13 protein-coding genes and 4 pseudogenes are annotated in these 17,601 nt (G+C 33.2%); 2 read left to right on the top strand and 15 right to left on the bottom strand.

Annotated elements, in window-relative coordinates; translation table 11 throughout:
- Together PCY16_RS05155 and PCY16_RS05150 are read right to left on the bottom strand one after the other, a co-directional pair.
- Positions 1-521, bottom strand: a pseudogene (locus tag PCY16_RS05155) (ATP-binding protein); the annotation flags it as partial.
- Positions 518-1,252 (bottom strand): response regulator transcription factor, encoded by a 735-nt coding sequence (locus tag PCY16_RS05150; protein WP_301354300.1) that lies wholly within the window; start codon positions 1,250-1,252, stop codon positions 518-520. The gene PCY16_RS05150 and the pseudogene PCY16_RS05155, both read right to left, overlap by 4 nt.
- 210 nt (positions 1,253-1,462) lie before the next feature.
- Between PCY16_RS05150 and PCY16_RS05145 the strand changes: the two are divergent.
- A pseudogene (locus tag PCY16_RS05145) lies at positions 1,463-2,349 on the top strand (IS30 family transposase).
- A 214-nt stretch (positions 2,350-2,563) separates the two neighbouring features.
- Here the strand turns inward: PCY16_RS05145 and PCY16_RS05140 are convergent.
- From PCY16_RS05140 to PCY16_RS05100, 9 genes are all read right to left on the bottom strand, one after another.
- Positions 2,564-3,661, bottom strand: a complete 1,098-nt coding sequence (locus PCY16_RS05140) for a sensor histidine kinase KdpD (protein WP_110981047.1) — start codon at positions 3,659-3,661, stop codon at positions 2,564-2,566.
- Positions 3,646-4,329, bottom strand: coding sequence for a response regulator transcription factor (locus PCY16_RS05135; protein WP_110981048.1), 684 nt, complete (start codon positions 4,327-4,329; stop codon positions 3,646-3,648). Before PCY16_RS05135 ends, PCY16_RS05140 begins: the two co-directional genes overlap by 16 nt.
- Before the next feature lie 30 nt (positions 4,330-4,359).
- Complete coding sequence (locus PCY16_RS05130; RefSeq protein ID WP_073951043.1) at positions 4,360-5,067, bottom strand: hypothetical protein; 708 nt, start codon at positions 5,065-5,067, stop codon at positions 4,360-4,362.
- Positions 5,064-5,855: a hypothetical protein gene (locus tag PCY16_RS05125; protein WP_367317071.1), complete on the bottom strand. Its 792-nt coding sequence runs from the start codon at positions 5,853-5,855 to the stop codon at positions 5,064-5,066. The genes PCY16_RS05130 and PCY16_RS05125 overlap by 4 nt, the downstream gene beginning before the upstream one ends.
- Positions 5,845-6,561, bottom strand: coding sequence for an ABC transporter ATP-binding protein (locus tag PCY16_RS05120; RefSeq protein WP_195914438.1), 717 nt, complete (start codon positions 6,559-6,561; stop codon positions 5,845-5,847). Before PCY16_RS05120 ends, PCY16_RS05125 begins: the two co-directional genes overlap by 11 nt.
- 12 nt (positions 6,562-6,573) lie before the next feature.
- Complete coding sequence (locus tag PCY16_RS05115; RefSeq protein ID WP_301354292.1) at positions 6,574-8,796, bottom strand: lasso peptide biosynthesis B2 protein; 2,223 nt, start codon at positions 8,794-8,796, stop codon at positions 6,574-6,576.
- A gap of 3 nt (positions 8,797-8,799) precedes the next feature.
- Entirely contained in the window at positions 8,800-8,925 is a 126-nt protein-coding gene (locus PCY16_RS05110) for a PqqD family protein (RefSeq protein WP_301354305.1), read from the bottom strand.
- Positions 8,926-9,062: 137 nt separating this feature from the next.
- Positions 9,063-10,790: an asparagine synthase-related protein gene (locus tag PCY16_RS05105; RefSeq protein WP_301354290.1), complete on the bottom strand. Its 1,728-nt coding sequence runs from the start codon at positions 10,788-10,790 to the stop codon at positions 9,063-9,065.
- A gap of 116 nt (positions 10,791-10,906) precedes the next feature.
- The gene (locus PCY16_RS05100; protein WP_110981053.1) at positions 10,907-11,035 is read right to left on the bottom strand and encodes a putative RiPP precursor; all 129 of its coding nucleotides are present in this window, start codon (positions 11,033-11,035) and stop codon (positions 10,907-10,909) included.
- A 566-nt stretch (positions 11,036-11,601) separates the two neighbouring features.
- Between PCY16_RS05100 and PCY16_RS05095 the strand changes: the two are divergent.
- Positions 11,602-12,029: pseudogene (locus PCY16_RS05095) on the top strand (transposase).
- Positions 12,030-12,177: 148 nt separating this feature from the next.
- On the opposite strand, the pseudogene PCY16_RS05090 reads toward PCY16_RS05095, so the two are convergent.
- The 4 genes and pseudogenes from PCY16_RS05090 to PCY16_RS05075 form a co-directional block, all read right to left on the bottom strand.
- Positions 12,178-13,118 (bottom strand): annotated as a pseudogene (locus PCY16_RS05090) (IS3 family transposase); the annotation flags it as partial.
- A 128-nt stretch (positions 13,119-13,246) separates the two neighbouring features.
- Positions 13,247-14,056: a DNA/RNA non-specific endonuclease gene (locus tag PCY16_RS05085; protein ID WP_301354286.1), complete on the bottom strand. Its 810-nt coding sequence runs from the start codon at positions 14,054-14,056 to the stop codon at positions 13,247-13,249.
- Positions 14,057-14,270: 214 nt separating this feature from the next.
- The gene (locus PCY16_RS05080) at positions 14,271-15,254 is read right to left on the bottom strand and encodes a tyrosine-type recombinase/integrase (RefSeq protein WP_301354285.1); all 984 of its coding nucleotides are present in this window, start codon (positions 15,252-15,254) and stop codon (positions 14,271-14,273) included.
- A gap of 188 nt (positions 15,255-15,442) precedes the next feature.
- Positions 15,443-16,906 carry a replication initiation protein gene (locus PCY16_RS05075; RefSeq protein WP_301354283.1) on the bottom strand — a complete coding sequence of 488 codons (1,464 nt, stop codon included), beginning with the start codon at positions 16,904-16,906 and terminating at the stop codon, positions 15,443-15,445.
- Between the last annotated feature and the right edge of the window lie 695 nt (positions 16,907-17,601).

Genomic DNA, 17,601 nt, shown 5'->3' with positions numbered 1-17,601 from the left:
ATATATTGGAGAAGGAGGGCATAAGATAACATTGATATATCTATGAGTAATAAAAAGTACTTTGAAAATGACTTTCGAAAACCATAGTTCAATGCTTTGAAATCCACTTTTAAGGTCTTAATGATTACCCAAAACACAGGAAAGACTAGCAACTCAATGACAAGGTTTAAATGAAAATGGTTAAGTACAATCAGATAATGACGATTGATGACCAAGGCAATCCCATAAATAATAAGATTGTGAACAAGACTTTCTATGATGATTGGAAACAAGCCATAGAAAATATCTAATAACCTATTGCCATAACGATTTCTGTAGAGGGAATAAACAACCAAGAAGGCATGCCCTAAAACATAGGACAGGGCTGGAGAAAGCACAAACAAAAATCGGATAACCAAGGGGATGATAATATACCATCTTAGCTTTATCTTCTCGGAGGTAATGTATTGATAAATGAGTATAAAGAGGATAATCTCCGCTAAAAAGTCTAGATTATCCAACAAAAAATTGATTGCTGTCATAGGCTGATTCTCTCAAGCAATTTCTTTAGTTTCAACTTTGAAACATAGCAAACGCCACCATTTTCAAAATAGACTGTCCCCGTACTTTTATCTAATTTGATGATATTTTCTGGATTGATAAGGAAAGATTTGTGGCATTTAAACAGTCTAGGGTCACTCTTTTCAATTTGAGAGAGACTGCCATAAAACTCAATCTGCTCCTCTTTAGTATAAAGGATAACCTTATGAACAATATCTGACGTCTCAAAGTACAAGATATCATGAAAAGGAACCTGAATAACGGTCTTAGCATTCTCAATCCGAAAAGCGTCTTCTGGATTCTGACTCTGTATCTTTTTGCAGGTTAATAAGATAATACTTTCCACACGCTTTTGAAAGTCCTCCCCCTCCAAAGACTTATCAATAAAATCTAGAGCTGCCAGTTGGTATTGAAAAGTTAAGGGAAGATACTCTGAATGGGTCGTGAAGAAAACAATATTGGCATAGGGATCATTCTTGCGAATCTGCTTAGCCACTTCCAAACCTTTTTTAGTATCGTCTTTAATTTGAATGTCCAAGAAAAAGAGCTGATGAGACCCTCGCTCGGTAATAGACTCTAACAGTTGATTGGGTTTATCAAAAATCTCAAAGTCGCCCACTTTAATGTTATTTTTCTTAAGAATCGTATGAATAACCTCTTCAATACGATTTTGTTGGATAAAATGATCCTCTAAAACATAGATGTTAAGCATGGCATAACTCCTTCAGAATTGTAATAAAAATCACTATAGTTAGATATCTCTACTCCATAAAGGATTTAATCTTACTCTATCTAAAATGAAAGATATCTGTCTTTTTATTTATTTTATGTTAAATTGTAAAATATAGTGCAACAAAAAAACTCATAGCGTTTCATTGGTGTAAACTGTAAGTAGCCACACAAAAGAACCCGAGGAAAAACTATGAGCTACTCCCATCTTACCATAGCCGACCGAATAAAGATAGAAACCTACTTAGAATTAGGATTGAAACCTTGCCAAATTGCAAGTAAACTTGGCGTCCATAAGTCTACCATTTCAAGAGAGTTAAAACGATGTCAAAATGGTTATTCTGCAGCCTTAGCACAGGAACAGTACGACCACAAGGCTAAACAAAAAGGTCGAAAATCTCGTTTGACACCAGAGTTAAAAAAGGAAATTGAGAACTGTTTAAAATCCTCCTGGTCGCCTGAACAGATTTATGGCCGCTATCAGCTTGAACAAAAGCCAATGGTAGCTTTTAAAACTATCTATAACTGACTCTATACTGGTTTGATTGATCTGGATTTAAGCGTCCTTCGTCGTAAAGGGAAGACTCGACAACCCAAAGAAACACGTGGGACATTTAGGATTGGCACGTCGATTGCCAAACGTCCTAAAGAGGTCAGGAATCGTGAGACCTTTGGTCACTGGGAGCTCGATACTGTGGTATCTTCCAGAGGCAAAAGCAAGGGCTGTTTAGCGACCTTCCTAGAGCGGAAAACTCGCTTTTACTTAGCTTTCAAGATACCAAATAGAACAGCCAAATCCATGTTTTCAGCCATCGAACAACTCTGTAATCTATTTCCAAAAGAGGCTCTTAAAACCTTCACTTCAGACAGGGGAAAAGAGTTTGCCTGCTATCCTCTAGTAGAGAACTTAGGAATTTCCTTTTTCTTTGCGGACGCCTATACATCTTGGCAGAGAGGAAGCAATGAAAACGCAAATGGCTTACTAAGAGAATGTTTCCCAAAGAAAACAGATCTAGCCACTATCTGTGAGGAGGATTTGAACAAGGTTTTATTCATCGATCACGAAAATATTTAGCTTAGAAAACTGCTTGTGAAGCTCTAATAGAAGAGTTCGAGTAAATGTTGCACTCATTCATGCAATTTATCTTTACTTAAAGCCTTGATAGACTTGACAAATGGTGGAAAAGAGCCGAATAAATCAGTTATGAGTGCTAATTGCAAAGATTTTGAAATAATTATTATCAATATGCTTACTTTATGAACTTCATAGAATTCAAGATTACGATATTCAAGCCTAGGTGTTATCACTATTTTTTATAGGAATAATTAATTTAACCATAGCCCCTTTTTCCTTATTTTGCAGTTGTATATCACCAGAATGAATGCTCATTACTTGTTTTACAAATGCCAAACCTATTCCAAAATGTTCAAACTGTGAATTTCTACTAGTGTCTTCTCGATAAAATAATTTTCCAAAATTTTTTAAAACATCATCAGAAAATTTAGAACCATTATTCCAAATACTTAAGGCAATACTACCATCTTCTAACTCAAAGATAACTCTGATTCTCTTTTTAGAATCGTCTGCATAAGCCATTGCATTATTAACAATATTTGCCACCGAACGGATTATTAAATCTAAATCCAATTCAATATTACAGTCTCGGTCTATCTTCGAATTATACTTGTAGTCAATGTTATCTCCAATAAGGTATTCACACTCTTGTTCCAGTATTTTGGATAAATTACTAATACGATACTGATGGAAAGAAATCTGATAAGAGTAAAAAGTTTTAGAGTAGTTGATTAACTGATTAAAATAGCTATCTAATTGGTTACTTGCTCTCTCAATGTCTTTAAGACATTGAACATCAACACCTGATAAAGGTGCCAATTGCAACAATTCCGAGTTTCCTTTAATTACAGTCAAAGGTGTCTTCAAGTCATGTGCCATCGCTGAAACTTTAAAGAGAATATCCTCCTTTTGGTCTTTCTCTACCTGAATCATATTTTTAATTCTTTGTTGCATTAATTCAATGTGTTTATTTGTTTCTATGAATTCAAGAATTGTTAAATTCGATGAATTGTTTACAGAGGTTAGCCACATACTACCATGATAAACAATCTCCATTTCTTGCTTTACTCTTGTTAACAAAGCTTTAATATTAATAGAAACTATAATAATCAAAGATATACAAATATAAACCCATGAAAAAACATTAAATAATAGCCCTAACAAGCCACTAGCGATTGACTGATTTTCTGAATGGATATCGATAGAAATAGTTGATATAGGAAAAATATAGGCTACAATTACATTCAAACAAAATTGTTTAACAATTGTCCACTGCGTCTTTTTTACTAAAGCCTTAAAATCTAATTTTCGTTCCAACTATATCCGCCTCCCCACTGTGTCTTGATCGGATTAATTGAAAAGGGTTTTAATTTTGAACGAATTTGATAAATATACTCTGCAATAGAACGAAATTGTGCATCTGATTCCGACGGATATATTCTCTCATAGAGCTCCTCAACGGAATATACTCTCTTCGGGTTGCTTGCTAAAGTATATAAAATTGTAAATTCTCGCTTTGTCAATGATATAGTCTCTTCTTCAATTAAGATTTCTTGATTACTGACATTAATTATCAAATTCTTTGTACATATTTCTTTATTATTTTTACGATTTCTTTCCTCCCTTTGGATATGCATCCTAACACGAGCAACTAATTCTGTAATACTAAATGGTTTTTTTATATAATCATCCGCACCAGCCTTTACCCCGCTAGCCAAATCGCTATCCAATTGCTTGGCTGTTACAAAAATTATCGGTACATCGATTTGTTCTCGAATGGATTTACAAATTTCTAAACCATCAATCGACATCATAATGTCTAATAAAATTAAATCAAAGCCAATAAATGAACAAATATCTATGTTACCTACTTCTCTCCTCGTCGTAACTTCAAACTCTGAGCGTTCTAAAGAATTCTTTATCAAACGAAGAATGCTTTCATCATCATCAATTGCTAATATTCGATATACTTTTTTTTCTTTCATAACTAAATATTATCACAAAATACAAAATTTTTATCGTACACTCCTCTTCCTAAACAGCAAAATAGAGAAAGATAACAGCAAAATCCCCCATAAAAATTGAATTGCAATACCTATTGTATAAGGTATATAAGATTGATTCTCAATCATAAAAAATGAATTCATAGTGGAGATAATCGGGAAGTAGAGAAAAGCATCGCTGAATTGCAGAAGCATTTGACCTAACCCCAACAAGAAAGACAAGGACATTCCCATTGGAACAACTATACTCCTTGTTATAAGAACTAAACTAAAACATATTAATATTAAACCAATTGATACCAATATTATTCTTAATGCAAAGGTATAAATAAGTAAGGGAATTAATAAACCATAAAAAGTATATACTACGCAAATAGTGCAGAAAGCAACCAGACTCCAAACTAATATAGATATTGATAATATTACTATTAGTTTTATAAAAAAGAATTTCCACCGTGTTGGGTTAGCTAATAAACTGCTTCTTAAAGTTGAACCGTTAAATTCTTGACCTATAAATAGTATTGTAATAATAATAATCCCAGCTTGTCCGAGATAGAAGCTTTCTAAGATTTGCGTTAAAACATAATTCTCGGTTATATAACTTGGAGTTTCATGTAAAAAAATAACAAATAAAGGTACTAAAATTATAGTTGCTAGTACAGTCAATAATAACCATTTATTATAAATAAACTTTAAATACTCACTTCTAAAAGAATTCATCTAACTTTACCTACATCTTCTTTCAAAAATTTGTAATATGCAAAGCTACTAATTACTAGCACCCAAGTACTCAAAAATAAAACACTGCGTCCTGGTGTTGTGATTTTTAAAGGAGATGTTGCAATTAAATCTTGCCCTAAAGATACTGGTAAATACTTGGCAAGCTGAATTCTGTCAGCAAGAAAACTACCTAAATTATAGACTTGTGGTAATAAGAATAATAATGATCCAAGTGAGGATTTAAAATAAAAAGCCATTGAATAGGATAACACCGTTAGTAGCGACCACGATACTGATCCTAACAATATAAAGTACCAAACATTATTACTCAGTATCAGAGGGCTCAATCCTTCTCTTTCTAAACCAAACTGTGCACTTGCAATAGATAAATAGATTGAAACAAATGACACAACAAAAATAAATACACTTGTGACAAAAAATTTTATTATAAAGAATACTGACTTATTTGAACATAATAACAAGCTGGTACGTAAAGAACTATTTTTATATTCCATACTTCCAAGAATTGCTCCTAAAATAATCATAGCAAACAAGCCCAATAGTATAGCTTCAAAACCAATATACTCAATTGGAGGTATTGGTTCTACTAAGCTACTATTTGTTTCAGGGGTTGCATTCAATCCAACTGCTAAAATTTGTTTAGAACTGATATAAGACAATAACGGCTGAAAAATAAAAACAATTGGTAAAACTATTTTGGTTGATCTACTATAAAAAATTTTATATAGCTCTGATAAAGTATTATGGATTTTTATACTACTCATCATAGTCACCTCCTGTTAAATGAAAGAAAACATCTTCTAGATTATCAAATCCGTTCAATATATTATGAAGTGTACCCAAAGCTATGATACTTCCTTTGTCAATAAAAACAACCTTATCAGTTACCGCTTCTACTTCTGAAAGTATATGTGAAGATAACAATACTGTCTTACCAGTGCTTGCTTGTTCCCGAATAAAATTTCTAAACCATCTAATTCCACTAGGATCTAGACCATTTGTAGGTTCATCTAAAATCAGGTACTGGGGGTTTCCCAACAGCGCTGTTGCAATACCTAATCTCTGACCCTCTCCCAAGGAAAGGTTGCCTATTTTTGAATTTCTTTTATGTTCAATATCAGTGATGGATAACACCTCTGATATTCTGGAATAATCTATTCCATTACTAGCAGCAGCAATTTTCAAATGTTGAAAAACTGTTCGATCACTAGGAGCCCCCACACCATCAAAAGAAGCTCCTACAGTTAAAAGAGGACGTTCAATATCACAATATTTCTTTCCTCCTATTAAAGCAGTTCCTGAAGATGGCCTATCCAGACCCAAAAGTATCCGTAGTGTCGAACTTTTTCCGGCACCATTCGGTCCCAAAAAGGCAGTGACTTCCCCCTCTTCAGCTGTAAAGGATACGTTCTTTAATATATCTCCTTCTTTAAAAGTTTTTGTAACATCTCTTATTTCAATCTTATTTGTCATAATACGATACTCCTATACTAAAAATTGTTCTTTGGCCAACTCTTTATATAATGGAACAGATTCCAATAGCTCCACATGAGTCCCACTTCCTACAAGTCTTCCGTGTTCCAAAACAAAGATTTCATCTGAATCTAAAATTGTAGATAATCTATGAGCAACCATTATTATAGTCCTCTCACCTCTCATACCTTTGATTGCTTCCTTCATTTTCTTCTCACTAAGACTATCTAAATTCGAAGTTAACTCATCTAGCAAGAGTATCTTTGCATCGGAAAGTATTGCTCTTGCCATTGCCAATCTCTGTCTTTCTCCTCCTGATAAATTGAAACTTCCTTCACCAATTGGGCTTTCAATCCCAGATGCACCTCTTTGAATTAAATGCTCCAAACCAACTTTTTCTAAAGCGTCACAACATTCATCATATGTTACAGTACTATTACCCATTTTTAGATTTTCTAAGATTGTACCAGCTACTAATGGTGAATTTTGTTCAACATATGCAATATTCGAACGTAAAGTCTCACGATTCATTGTTCGAAAATCTTGTCCAAATATCTTTATACTACCACTGGTAATATCATAGAATCTTTCAATGAGGTAAAGAAGTGTGCTTTTCCCCGCACCAGACGGACCTACAATACTGACGTAATCTCCACTATTTATTTCGAAAGTAATGTCCTTTAATATATAATTATCATCCGATTGAATATCCTGAAATTGGTAAGAATCATATGAAAAAGTTACATTCGCAAATTCAATTGCTTTGCTTCTGTCTGACGTAGATTCTAGATTTAAAATGATATCATTATCCTCTTCTTTTGGAAGATCAATAATTTCAGTAATTCTACCTAAAGCTCCCAAAGCTTCTGAAATAGTTGTGACTGACGAAAATATTTGTCCTACTGGTGAAATAGCGATATACATTAATAGCATAAAAGAAGTTAGATTTGCAATAGACATTTGTCCAGTAGAAACACGGTAGCCTCCAACTCCCAAAATAATTATCCCACACAATTGCAAGCTAAAATTTGATATCGGTGTCATTATTGATTGGACTCTTGCAACTCCAATTCCCAAGTTTTTTACTTCTTGTGCCTCAGATAACATTTTAGATAATTCTGAATTCGTTTCATTTGTCGATCGAATTGTTCTAATTCCTACGATTAGCCTATTTAAGTACGCTGTCATTTTCCCCAAGCCCTGATGAGCTTTATAACTTGCCGTTTGAATCAAACTACTCATAAATAAAATAAATAGGAATGATAAAGCTATAGAAATAATTGTAATTATTGCAAGATAAGTATCCTTTAGAAATAATGTAAATATCGCACCTAAACTCAAGAACAATCCACTCGTCAGAGCAACGGTAGATTGAACGATACCTGCTCTTAGTTTACTTGTATCGCTGCTAAAGCGACTAATTAGGTCTCCTGCAGATAGATCATTATATTTATAAATAGGAAGTTTCAGAAATTGAATAATTAAATTTTTTCTTGATTGAAATACTGCACTTTCTCCCATTAATTGTAAAAAGTAATATTGCAAACTGGAAATAATTGTTGAACCCACGGTAATAGCTATAAGCGTATATATGGTTGGATTATTCAATAAATTTACTCCCTTTTGAGAGATTACTTTAGACAAAAGTTCTGGTTGTAATAACGTTAAAATGGATGTAAGTATTCCCAAACATAAAACGATTAAAAAATATTTTCTTTTATTTTCTATCAAAGCAAGTAAATCACGGAATTTTACGCTAGTAATAGTATCATCTACTTTTTCTATATCTTCAGATATCATGTGTTTACGCTCTTCATTTTTATCATCTAGAGTTTTCACAACTCTTTCATACGATGATACTTCTTCCAGCTCTTTAATTGGATTTCCGTTTACTTCCACCCACGCATGAGATCTAAAGGGGTCCATAGCAAATCCAGTACACCAACTTGCACGTTTATTTAAAAGAAGTAAAAACATTATTACTCCCAATGATCTTTTTACGCATCCATCTTGATTCCTACACTTACGGCTTACAGTACATATTGCATCGCGAGCTAATACTGCTTCATTTTCTGTGGCAGATAATTTCGAGTCACTTAACTTATTAATCAAAGATTCAATTCTTTTAGGCGAGGACTTTGTAAGCGGATAAGAGATCAGTAAAGCTATTTGTGCTAGTAATCTGTACTTTAGCTGAACATAGGAGTATGACTCTTGATTGAGTTGCATATCCATAATCTATATCCCTCCTTTTTTTAGAGATTGTATAAAATCTTTAACATCTTGTTTTGCAACATCGATTTCAATGGAATACGCACCAGATATAGCGCTAACAATATCTTCTTCGCTTTTATTTTTAGACAGTAACTCTTAAATTTTAACACCTACATCATTTGTTTGAAAGTATACACCTTGATTTTTGTCAAATACAATTGCACCATTATCTTGCTTTATTATTTTCAGTCTACTTTTCGACCCTTTATTAAACATAATTACAAACCTCACTCATCCTTCATATATAATTTGATCTGCCTAATCCAACGTTCTACCGAACATAACTTTTCAAAATAATCAATTTTACTCGGATTTCCCGCTGGTAATGACAGCTCTAATTTTAACTTCTCAACATCAACAATACCCATTTTAACCAATTCAAACTGTTCTAACCTGTGGAAGTTTTTACGAACAGCTTCTCTATATCCACTATATAAGGCATCTGAATAATCCCCTTTGAAACCCCTGTTAAAAACCTCAATTGGTACGATTCCCTTCAATGCTCTTTGCAATATCGGTTTTGTTAGTTTTGAACTAACTTTATATTTTGCTGGAATTTGAAGACAAATTTCTACTAATTTTTTATGTAAAAATGGAGTTGCCCAATAAATGGAATTAGTAGTTAATTGAATTTGTCGCAATACTGATTTTTGAAATATTAAGGATTGAATCATTTGGAATGTTGTTCTATCAGATATTATTGGATCAGAATTGGAAAATAATAACGAGTGTAAAAAACTTTGCGATTCTTGTTTGGATTTTTCACTGAGCCAATCTGGTACTTGTAGACCATCCACCCATCCCAGTTTTCTCTTGATAGGTTCAGAAGATTCGCTGAAGACAGTTTCTAAATTTTGGGTCACAGTTTCCGAATATCCTCTATTGTCTAACAAATCCAATAGGCAACTAAAAAATGGTCTTCTCATTATCAGACTATATTTCAGAGCATAAAGGAGTCCACCTAAATTTTCCTGACGAACAATATTCCAGGGATTAGAAGGCATTGGTGTAAATAATTCATCACCACCAATACCTAGAAAGTGAGTCGGATGTTTTCTATCTTTCTGATAGTCAATGACTGATTTCAAATATCCTTCTGAATCCGCCCACAATAACGGAGAACTGGGAATAATATCATTGATATATTTTTCATCTACTGAAAATCTTTTCTCTGTTTTTTCTATTGAGTCAAACTTTTTCAATTCCCTACCAAGATTTTTTGCAATAAATGTCGCCCATTTAGTATCACTATTAGCAGTGGTACTTGATTCAGCGTGCAAAATAGAGAAGTCGGGTATCAGTTTATTCAATGTAAAAGCAATAGTTGCAGAATCAACACCTCCTGATACATCACTCGACACTTCGTTTCCCATATTCAAATCATGATTAATGCTATTTAAAAACTCTTCTTTTATTTTTATTATTAGTTTATTAAAATCATTTGTGTCTACTTCATAACTTGGAACTCTTTTTTCTAAACACCCTTTTTCAGATATTTCTAAATAGTTTAAAGGCTTTATATTTACTAGCTCTTCCCATAGGCTAATTGTTTGAAATGGATAATATGGAAGTCCAAAAATAAATTGACTCGCTAAACGCTTCGGAGAGAGTTTTAAATTCAAATATTTTGCAATTTCTACAGAGGAATCACTAAAAATTATATTCTTATTATTCTCAAACCAAGATAGTCTCGAATCTAAATAAGGAGAAATAATATATGTTCTTTCAGCCATCTCAACAATAATTAAACCATTTATAACGTAATTCTGAAGTACTGATATTGTTTCTTCAAAACTACTGATATCATTTTGTTCTATAATTGAGCATACTTCTTCGACATAGTCTTCTAAACAATAGATTATTTTATTATCTCCAGAAACGGTTCTATATAAATTTTTAGTAAGGAATATTATTTTTTTATCAGAATATTTTTCAAAAAAATACTTATTTACCATATATATTAACAACCTCAAAAATAAAAAAGTAAAGCATCTCGATATTCGTAGTTCTGGAATGAATATCGAAACACTTTATTCAAAATTATTTACCGTTGTAATACATAGTTCTAAGCTTAAAACTCAATTCTAACTCTTACGATTGCACGTCCACCAAAGACATCACGAAAATTACCAGTCCATAGACCTTTAGTGTCTTTTTTGAAAGTTGCAATTGGTTCAAATGTTGGTTTGCAATATTTCATTTTAAACTCCTTCTATCATTTAGACTAATGCCAGAACCCATTGGTGTAAATGAAAAATAATTTTCAAGAGATACTTCTTGATTTAATTAAATTCTATAATATGAATTTCGGAAAAAAATCAGAAAATAGATTAAGATTGAACAAATTTCAGATTTTTTTCACCTCCACTCTGTGGATTACTTGTTTTCCATAATAAATACTATATTAACTTAATGAATATGTTCGGGTAATAGATTATATTCTAATTAAAAATAAAGCCCTGCCACCAAATATATCTCTGAATCTACCTGCGACTAATCCTGAAGTACCACTTTTAAAAGTAGAAATTTTCTCTATAACTGGCTTCGTATAATTCATATACTTTCCTTTCTAAGTCAATATTTAATAGTCCAGACTGCTTGACTATTAAAATAATAACAAAGATTATTCAGATTTTTTTCAGAAAAAATAAATTTATAAACAATTCCTGATGGTAGTGGAATATAAGGGTAGTGTAAAATAAGTTGTGTAAACACAAAAAGGAATAAATCCGTTATAGTAGAGTTGCGAAACATTACTAGAAAGAAATTTATTCCTATGGCTCAGTTTACCAACAGATTTTACTTAACATCCTAACCCCAAAGCAAGATATTGATGAATTTTTCCGTTCTTCTCTTGATACAGCTAAGAATAATCTACTCCAAGCTGATTTATCAGCTTTTTTAGGGTATGAGCCTTACGAAAAACAGGCTACAATTCTGGTAATAGTCGCAATGGAACGTATTCACGGAAACTTGAAACCAAATATGGGGACTGTTCAGTTAACCATTCCAAGAGATTGTAATGGGAACTTTAGCTCATCTTTGCTTCCCGCTTATGGACGTCGAGATGTCCCCTTGGAAGAGATGGTTATCAAACCGGTGTAACAACTCGAGAAATTGTTGATATCATCGATCGAATGTATGGTTATTACTATAGTCCTGTCATAATTTCTAATATCTCAAAAGCAACTTAGGAGAATGTTTAGCTTATAGAACTACTTGTGAAGCTCTAGAGGATGAGTTGAGGATGAGTTCAAGTAAGTGTTGCACTTATTCTTCCAATTTATCATTACTAAAAACTTCGTCATAAATAAACTATTTAAATTTCTAACTTTTTGGAGTCAGTATACTAGCAACAAAAAGAGTTTTCTTACTCCTTGCTGGAATGGCAAATTCTGTCACATCTGTGTAGCACTTTTCCATTGGTTTTGAAGCTTCAAACTGGCGTTGAATAAGGTTGTCGGCTTTCTTACCTATATCTCCTTTGTGAGAAGAATACTTGCGTTTCTGCCGGATTCTAGCTTGTAAATTGAGTACGTTCATCAATCGCTAAACCCTCTTATGATTGACCAAAAAACCACGATTTCTTAATTCTAAATGTATCCGACGATAACCATAATTTCCCTTATGTTCAGTAAAAATAGCTTGAATTTCAGCTTTGATAGTTTGATTCTTATCCGTTTGATCTAGCTGCTTCAAGTGGTAATAATAGGTCGAACAAGCAAGCTTAATAATCTTTAGAAGAATCTCTAAAGCAAACTCTGTTACCAATTCTCGAACAATTTCCGTTTTTCTTCTTGCTCTTTCTCGTCCCTCAATCGGAGTTCTCTCAACTTTTTTAGAACAGCATTCTCCGCTCTCAGGTATTCATTTTCTGCTTGAAGTCGCTCTAGCGCTGCCATCTCTTCAGGTTTCTTCTTTGGCTTACGTCCCATTTTAGGCGGTCTCCCTCTTGTTTTTTCAACAATAGTATACCCATTTTTCTTGTATTGTGCTATCCAATTGTTAAGCAATCCTTGATTTGAGAGGCCATAGTCCAGGCAAACACTTTGTTGAGAACAACCTTCAAGTAGGACTTTATCAATCATTTCTCGTTTTAATTTAGGAGAATAGTAACGTTTCTTTCCCTTTCTAACGATGTTTATTCCATAACGATCAATTAATTTAACCATGTACTTTAGACCAGAAACATTCACCCCAAATTGATTTGAAAGTAGTTTAAAGCTTTCTCCTTGCTTTCTCAGTTCATATATTTGAACTTTATCCTCATAAGTCAATTTCATAATAAAAACACCCCAAAAGTTAGATTTTTTCTGTCTAACTTTTGGGGTGCAGTCCATAGCCTCCTTTTTCTTTTGTTCAAACGCTTACGCTGATTCTTATTGTAGCATAAAACATCCTACAGTCAATGTTAGCAATTACTTGTGGCTGTACCATCTAAGTAGTTAATATTAGCATTCTTTGAAACGTTCTGAAGTGTGACTGAACTCACATTTCCATCACTCGTTGCTAATCCTACTTCTGATAGTTCAACTCCATATTGTGTCCCATTTTCATCAAAGGATGTCCAGTAAAGCGTTACAGTCCTAGGTACTAACTCATTGTCAGTATAGTTTGCAACAACACAATAATCTAAGTACATATTTTGGTTTTTCTTCAACCATTTGGCTAGTGCATTTTCGTAGTATAGCATAGCGTTTGGATTATTAGCATCCGTTTTACTATCAGACATCGTTCCTGCATTCAAATAGCGTGTCATAGGTACTAGATTTTTTATTTCAGAATTCAATCCAGAAAACTGATAACCAATAAGATGCCCACGATTCATCAGATAAGCTTTTTTGACTTTTCCAGACTCATCTTCGTACTTAAAACGATAGTTATGCCAACCGACTGGATCAACATTAATTTTACTTTCTCTATCATCTTGTGGTTTGTCCGAATACTTTAGTCTGATGTGACCATATGTTGCTCTACCAAGACTATCCAAATCTCCATTGACCATTAGCTTATGGTTTTCAAAAGGCAATGGACTGTAGCTGAAAGCACCAGACTTTACACCACTTGTTTTAGAAGAACTGTTTCCTGTTTCCGAAGATTCTGACTTGGGAATAAATCTCCCAAATAATTTTCCGACATCACTTGAATTGGCATGCTCCCCTTTACTAATAACATTAAAGCCACTAGATAAAATACCAGGTACATTAATTCCTTGGGACATACCATATCCAGCTATACAAAACATAACAACAATTGCAATCGGTATCCAAATCAGACTGGCAAAACAACCTCTTTTTTCATTGTTTTTTCTAAGCATAAGACCTCCTTAATTCTCTATAAATTCATTATAGACTTAGGAGTCACTATTCGTAACCCAGTGACATAAAAAAGGCCTTAAGTGGCCTTTTGACTAATCTGGAGATAAGTTCATACTATCAATCAATAAATCTTATAAGGTGATTCTTATCTAAACTATATCCTTGTATTTCAGCAACTTTCTTAATATCACCTGTCTCTTTATAAACAATAGAGGCGTGGCTGTCTTTTAAAATACTAGGAGTAATTACCTTACCATAAGCATGTCCAATGCTCTTTGCCAAATGGCCTATTGTGTTTCTCCCCATAGGCTTTTTCAACATGGTTAAAAATAATGACGGTATAGAAGGGTCTAAGTCCCATCGTCCACGTCGTTCCTTAACAAATGGAGCTATGTAAGGAATGGTGAAAGGAAGAAAACGGATAAATTGTTTCTCATTGTTCCTAACAACCCAAATTCCTTTTTTACGCATATCAATATCCCTAACTGTCAAGTTAACAACTTCTTGAGTACTTGCTCCAGTACCAATTATGATCGCAAATATAGCAATATTTCGCTCTTTCTCCTTTTCCCAATTATCAGCCTTTTTCTGAGTTGGTAGAGTTGTAACGTAACTGTTTGCCATGAAATCAAGTAAGCTTTCTAGCTCTTCCTGCGTATACAAAATAGTCTTCTTCTTTGATTCGGAATATATTATGTTGTGGTAACTCTCTTTGTAAACTATCTTCCATTCATTAAACACGTTACGATAAAATAACGGCATTCCTCTCTCAATTGTAAAGGAGGTATTCGTAAGATAATTCCAAAATGCTGCTAAAGTATAGAGAATAAATCTTTTTCCTGCTGGTTTCAGACGTAAATTTGCTAAATAATTTTGAACAAATTCTCGTGGTAATTTTTCTAAGTCTGTCAATGATAGGGAAACAGCCTCTTTATCAATCGTAATTGCATAGCTATTTAAAAATTTCTGGATCACTGACAAACGTTCAACCATTTTGGGAGAAGGTTCTTCGATATCTACTTGAAGGTAAGATATATACTCATCTATAATATCTGGTAATTGCCTTCTAAGTGCTAGATATTTATCTTTCTGTTTTGACATAATTCTCTTCCTCTCAATAATGATAGCAATTAACTACAGGTTTACCAATTATATTTTAGACCTATTATATCATACAAGATTGCATGTTAATTTTAGATTTAACTAGTAAAAAATTTTCTAAAACAAAATAGCGATACATCGTGTATCGCTATTATATATATAATCTATCTACAAAAATATATCTGAAGTTATACTTTAAAATAATCAAGTATCTCAGTCAAAAGTTGTTCTCTTGTCTCTTCAAAATGACTATCAGACAGTGATTCTAAACCTTTATCTTTAAGTTCCCACAGCTTCTCTTGCAACAGTTTCTCTGCTAAATGTTTAATATCCGCCTTATTATCTTCGTCAGGCGTCTTTGAGAGTTCTATTTTAATTGCTGATTTAACTGCTACTACTACTAGTCTTAAACGGTCTTTGTCATCCGTTCCATTTTCATAGTTTGGCTCAGACCAGTCTGGAACACTTGAAGGACGATTATCCTTATTAGTTGGGTGACTATCTCTCAAGTCTGAAAGCTTTGTGTATCCCGCTACTTCCCATTTATTGAGCAATGTTCTTGTCCAACCAAAAGTACGGTTTGCATCACTTCCTGTTCTTTCCAACGCCTCAATAACTAGTTCATGGTCCATTGTTTCAAGCCAACGTTTGAGTTGATTTTTATTATTGTAGTTGTCAGCTTTGCTCCCTTTAGGAAAAACAGTGTAGAATTTCTCCATGACGATAGCCATCTTACGTTTGAAGTCTAACTCCTTCTTCTTCTCAAAGGTAATGACTTTATCGTTTGTTGCAACAATACGTCTCAAATCGTCATCGAACGGTTTAAACCTAAATATGTAGTGGGTAATTGATTTTCCTTTTTTGATTCGTTCTACTGTCAAATCTTGAATGACAGGAAGTCCATGCTCATCAACCAATAGCGTATTGATTTCATCCATTGCTTGCTGCAGCTTAGTACCTTTCGAACGAAGTAAACTTGGACTATCCAATATCAAAACTTCTTGCTCAAGCTCGTGAGCTGTATCTTTTACAAAGCCTGTTTTACGCCAGTCTGCTAAATGTCTAAATAATCGTTTAGAATACTTACTCTTCAATAGATTATGGTAGTCACGACCATACTGAATGTACTTAGCTTTTTTACCCCACTCTGGGTTATTGAAAAGGTCCTTAACTGTACGCTTGACCGCTACCTTTACTTTTGATCCATCTTCTGTAGCTACTTCTTCATACTCAGTATATTCCGCATCAGACAAGTGGATTTTAATCAGTTTATTTTCATGGTCTACTCTAAAGGTCTTGAACAGTGGAATAGTGGTGTAAGAGACTACCTTGCCATCGACAACCTTTTCGGGATGTCGATATACAATTTTAGTCATTCTTTCCTCTAGTTCCTCAACTGTAGTTTCAAAGCGTTTACCAGTCCTAGGAACAATTTTTTGTTCCCTAGAACTGTAAAATGTATTTCCAGCTAGCATTGCCAGACTCGAATAAGAAAATATTGCTGCTTCGTTTTCGTCATAAATATCTCGCAACTCACCAAATATAGAGTAAATCATATTTTCTTGAAGAGGTGAAAGGTCTCCAAGTTGGAACATTTGGGTAAACTTATTATCATATTTGATGATTTCTCTGAACTCTCTATTCTCTACCAAATGCTTCTACCTCTCTTAGTTCATTCATCATACATTTTGGTCGTATTTTAAATAAAAGTAATTATTTTACTATAAGCTAATTACTCACTGCAATATGTGACAAGGTATAAAAATATTAAATTACAACCCTTTTGTATGACATTATATCACTAATATTCTGATTTTCATAGTATTTTTTTAAATTTACAACCATTTTGTAGGATATACATACAATTTTATATGACATACATGCAGTTTTGTAAACTTAACATGCAACTTTATAGGACTTACATACCGATTTGTAGGATACACCTGCCATTTTATATGACATACATACATTTTTGTAGACTTAACATACAAATTTGTGTGACTTTCATGCAAAGTTATATGATATACCTACCAATTTGTAGGATATACATACAGTTTTATAGGATAACGGTAAGCTAACCTCAATAACAGCAAGGGTTTCAGGAGTTCTACTACTTAAACTATAATTAACTACTTAGTTACTATTATTAACCACTTAATACTACTTAATACTATTTAAACTATTATTACTAAAACAAAATTAATAATACTAAGCTTTAAAACATCACTATGATCTCTCTAAACTATATTTAAAATCACTACAAAACAAAAAGTGTAGTAATTACCTACACTTTTGTATGCAAAAAATGATTTCAATACGAGTTACCTACATTTTTGTATGATAACTA

The sequence above is a fragment of the Streptococcus sp. SS4 genome (genome assembly GCF_030440125.1).
Lineage (GTDB): Bacteria > Bacillota > Bacilli > Lactobacillales > Streptococcaceae > Streptococcus.
The sequence above is the reverse complement of the archived record's forward strand: the minus strand, read 5'-3'. Positions and strand labels throughout refer to the sequence as shown.

Coding starts and splice junctions, on each gene's coding strand:
- PCY16_RS05120 (WP_195914438.1), bottom strand. CDS start 6,561: ATGACAAATAAGATTGAAATAAGAGATGTTACAAAAACTTTTAAAGAA.
- PCY16_RS05135 (WP_110981048.1), bottom strand. CDS start 4,329: ATGAAAGAAAAAAAAGTATATCGAATATTAGCAATTGATGATGATGAA.
- PCY16_RS05125 (WP_367317071.1), bottom strand. CDS start 5,855: ATGATGAGTAGTATAAAAATCCATAATACTTTATCAGAGCTATATAAA.
- PCY16_RS05130 (WP_073951043.1), bottom strand. CDS start 5,067: ATGAATTCTTTTAGAAGTGAGTATTTAAAGTTTATTTATAATAAATGG.
- PCY16_RS05150 (WP_301354300.1), bottom strand. CDS start 1,252: ATGCTTAACATCTATGTTTTAGAGGATCATTTTATCCAACAAAATCGT.
- PCY16_RS05105 (WP_301354290.1), bottom strand. CDS start 10,790: ATGGTAAATAAGTATTTTTTTGAAAAATATTCTGATAAAAAAATAATA.
- PCY16_RS05115 (WP_301354292.1), bottom strand. CDS start 8,796: ATGGATATGCAACTCAATCAAGAGTCATACTCCTATGTTCAGCTAAAG.
- PCY16_RS05080 (WP_301354285.1), bottom strand. CDS start 15,254: ATGTCAAAACAGAAAGATAAATATCTAGCACTTAGAAGGCAATTACCA.
- PCY16_RS05100 (WP_110981053.1), bottom strand. CDS start 11,035: ATGAAATATTGCAAACCAACATTTGAACCAATTGCAACTTTCAAAAAA.
- PCY16_RS05085 (WP_301354286.1), bottom strand. CDS start 14,056: ATGTCCCAAGGAATTAATGTACCTGGTATTTTATCTAGTGGCTTTAAT.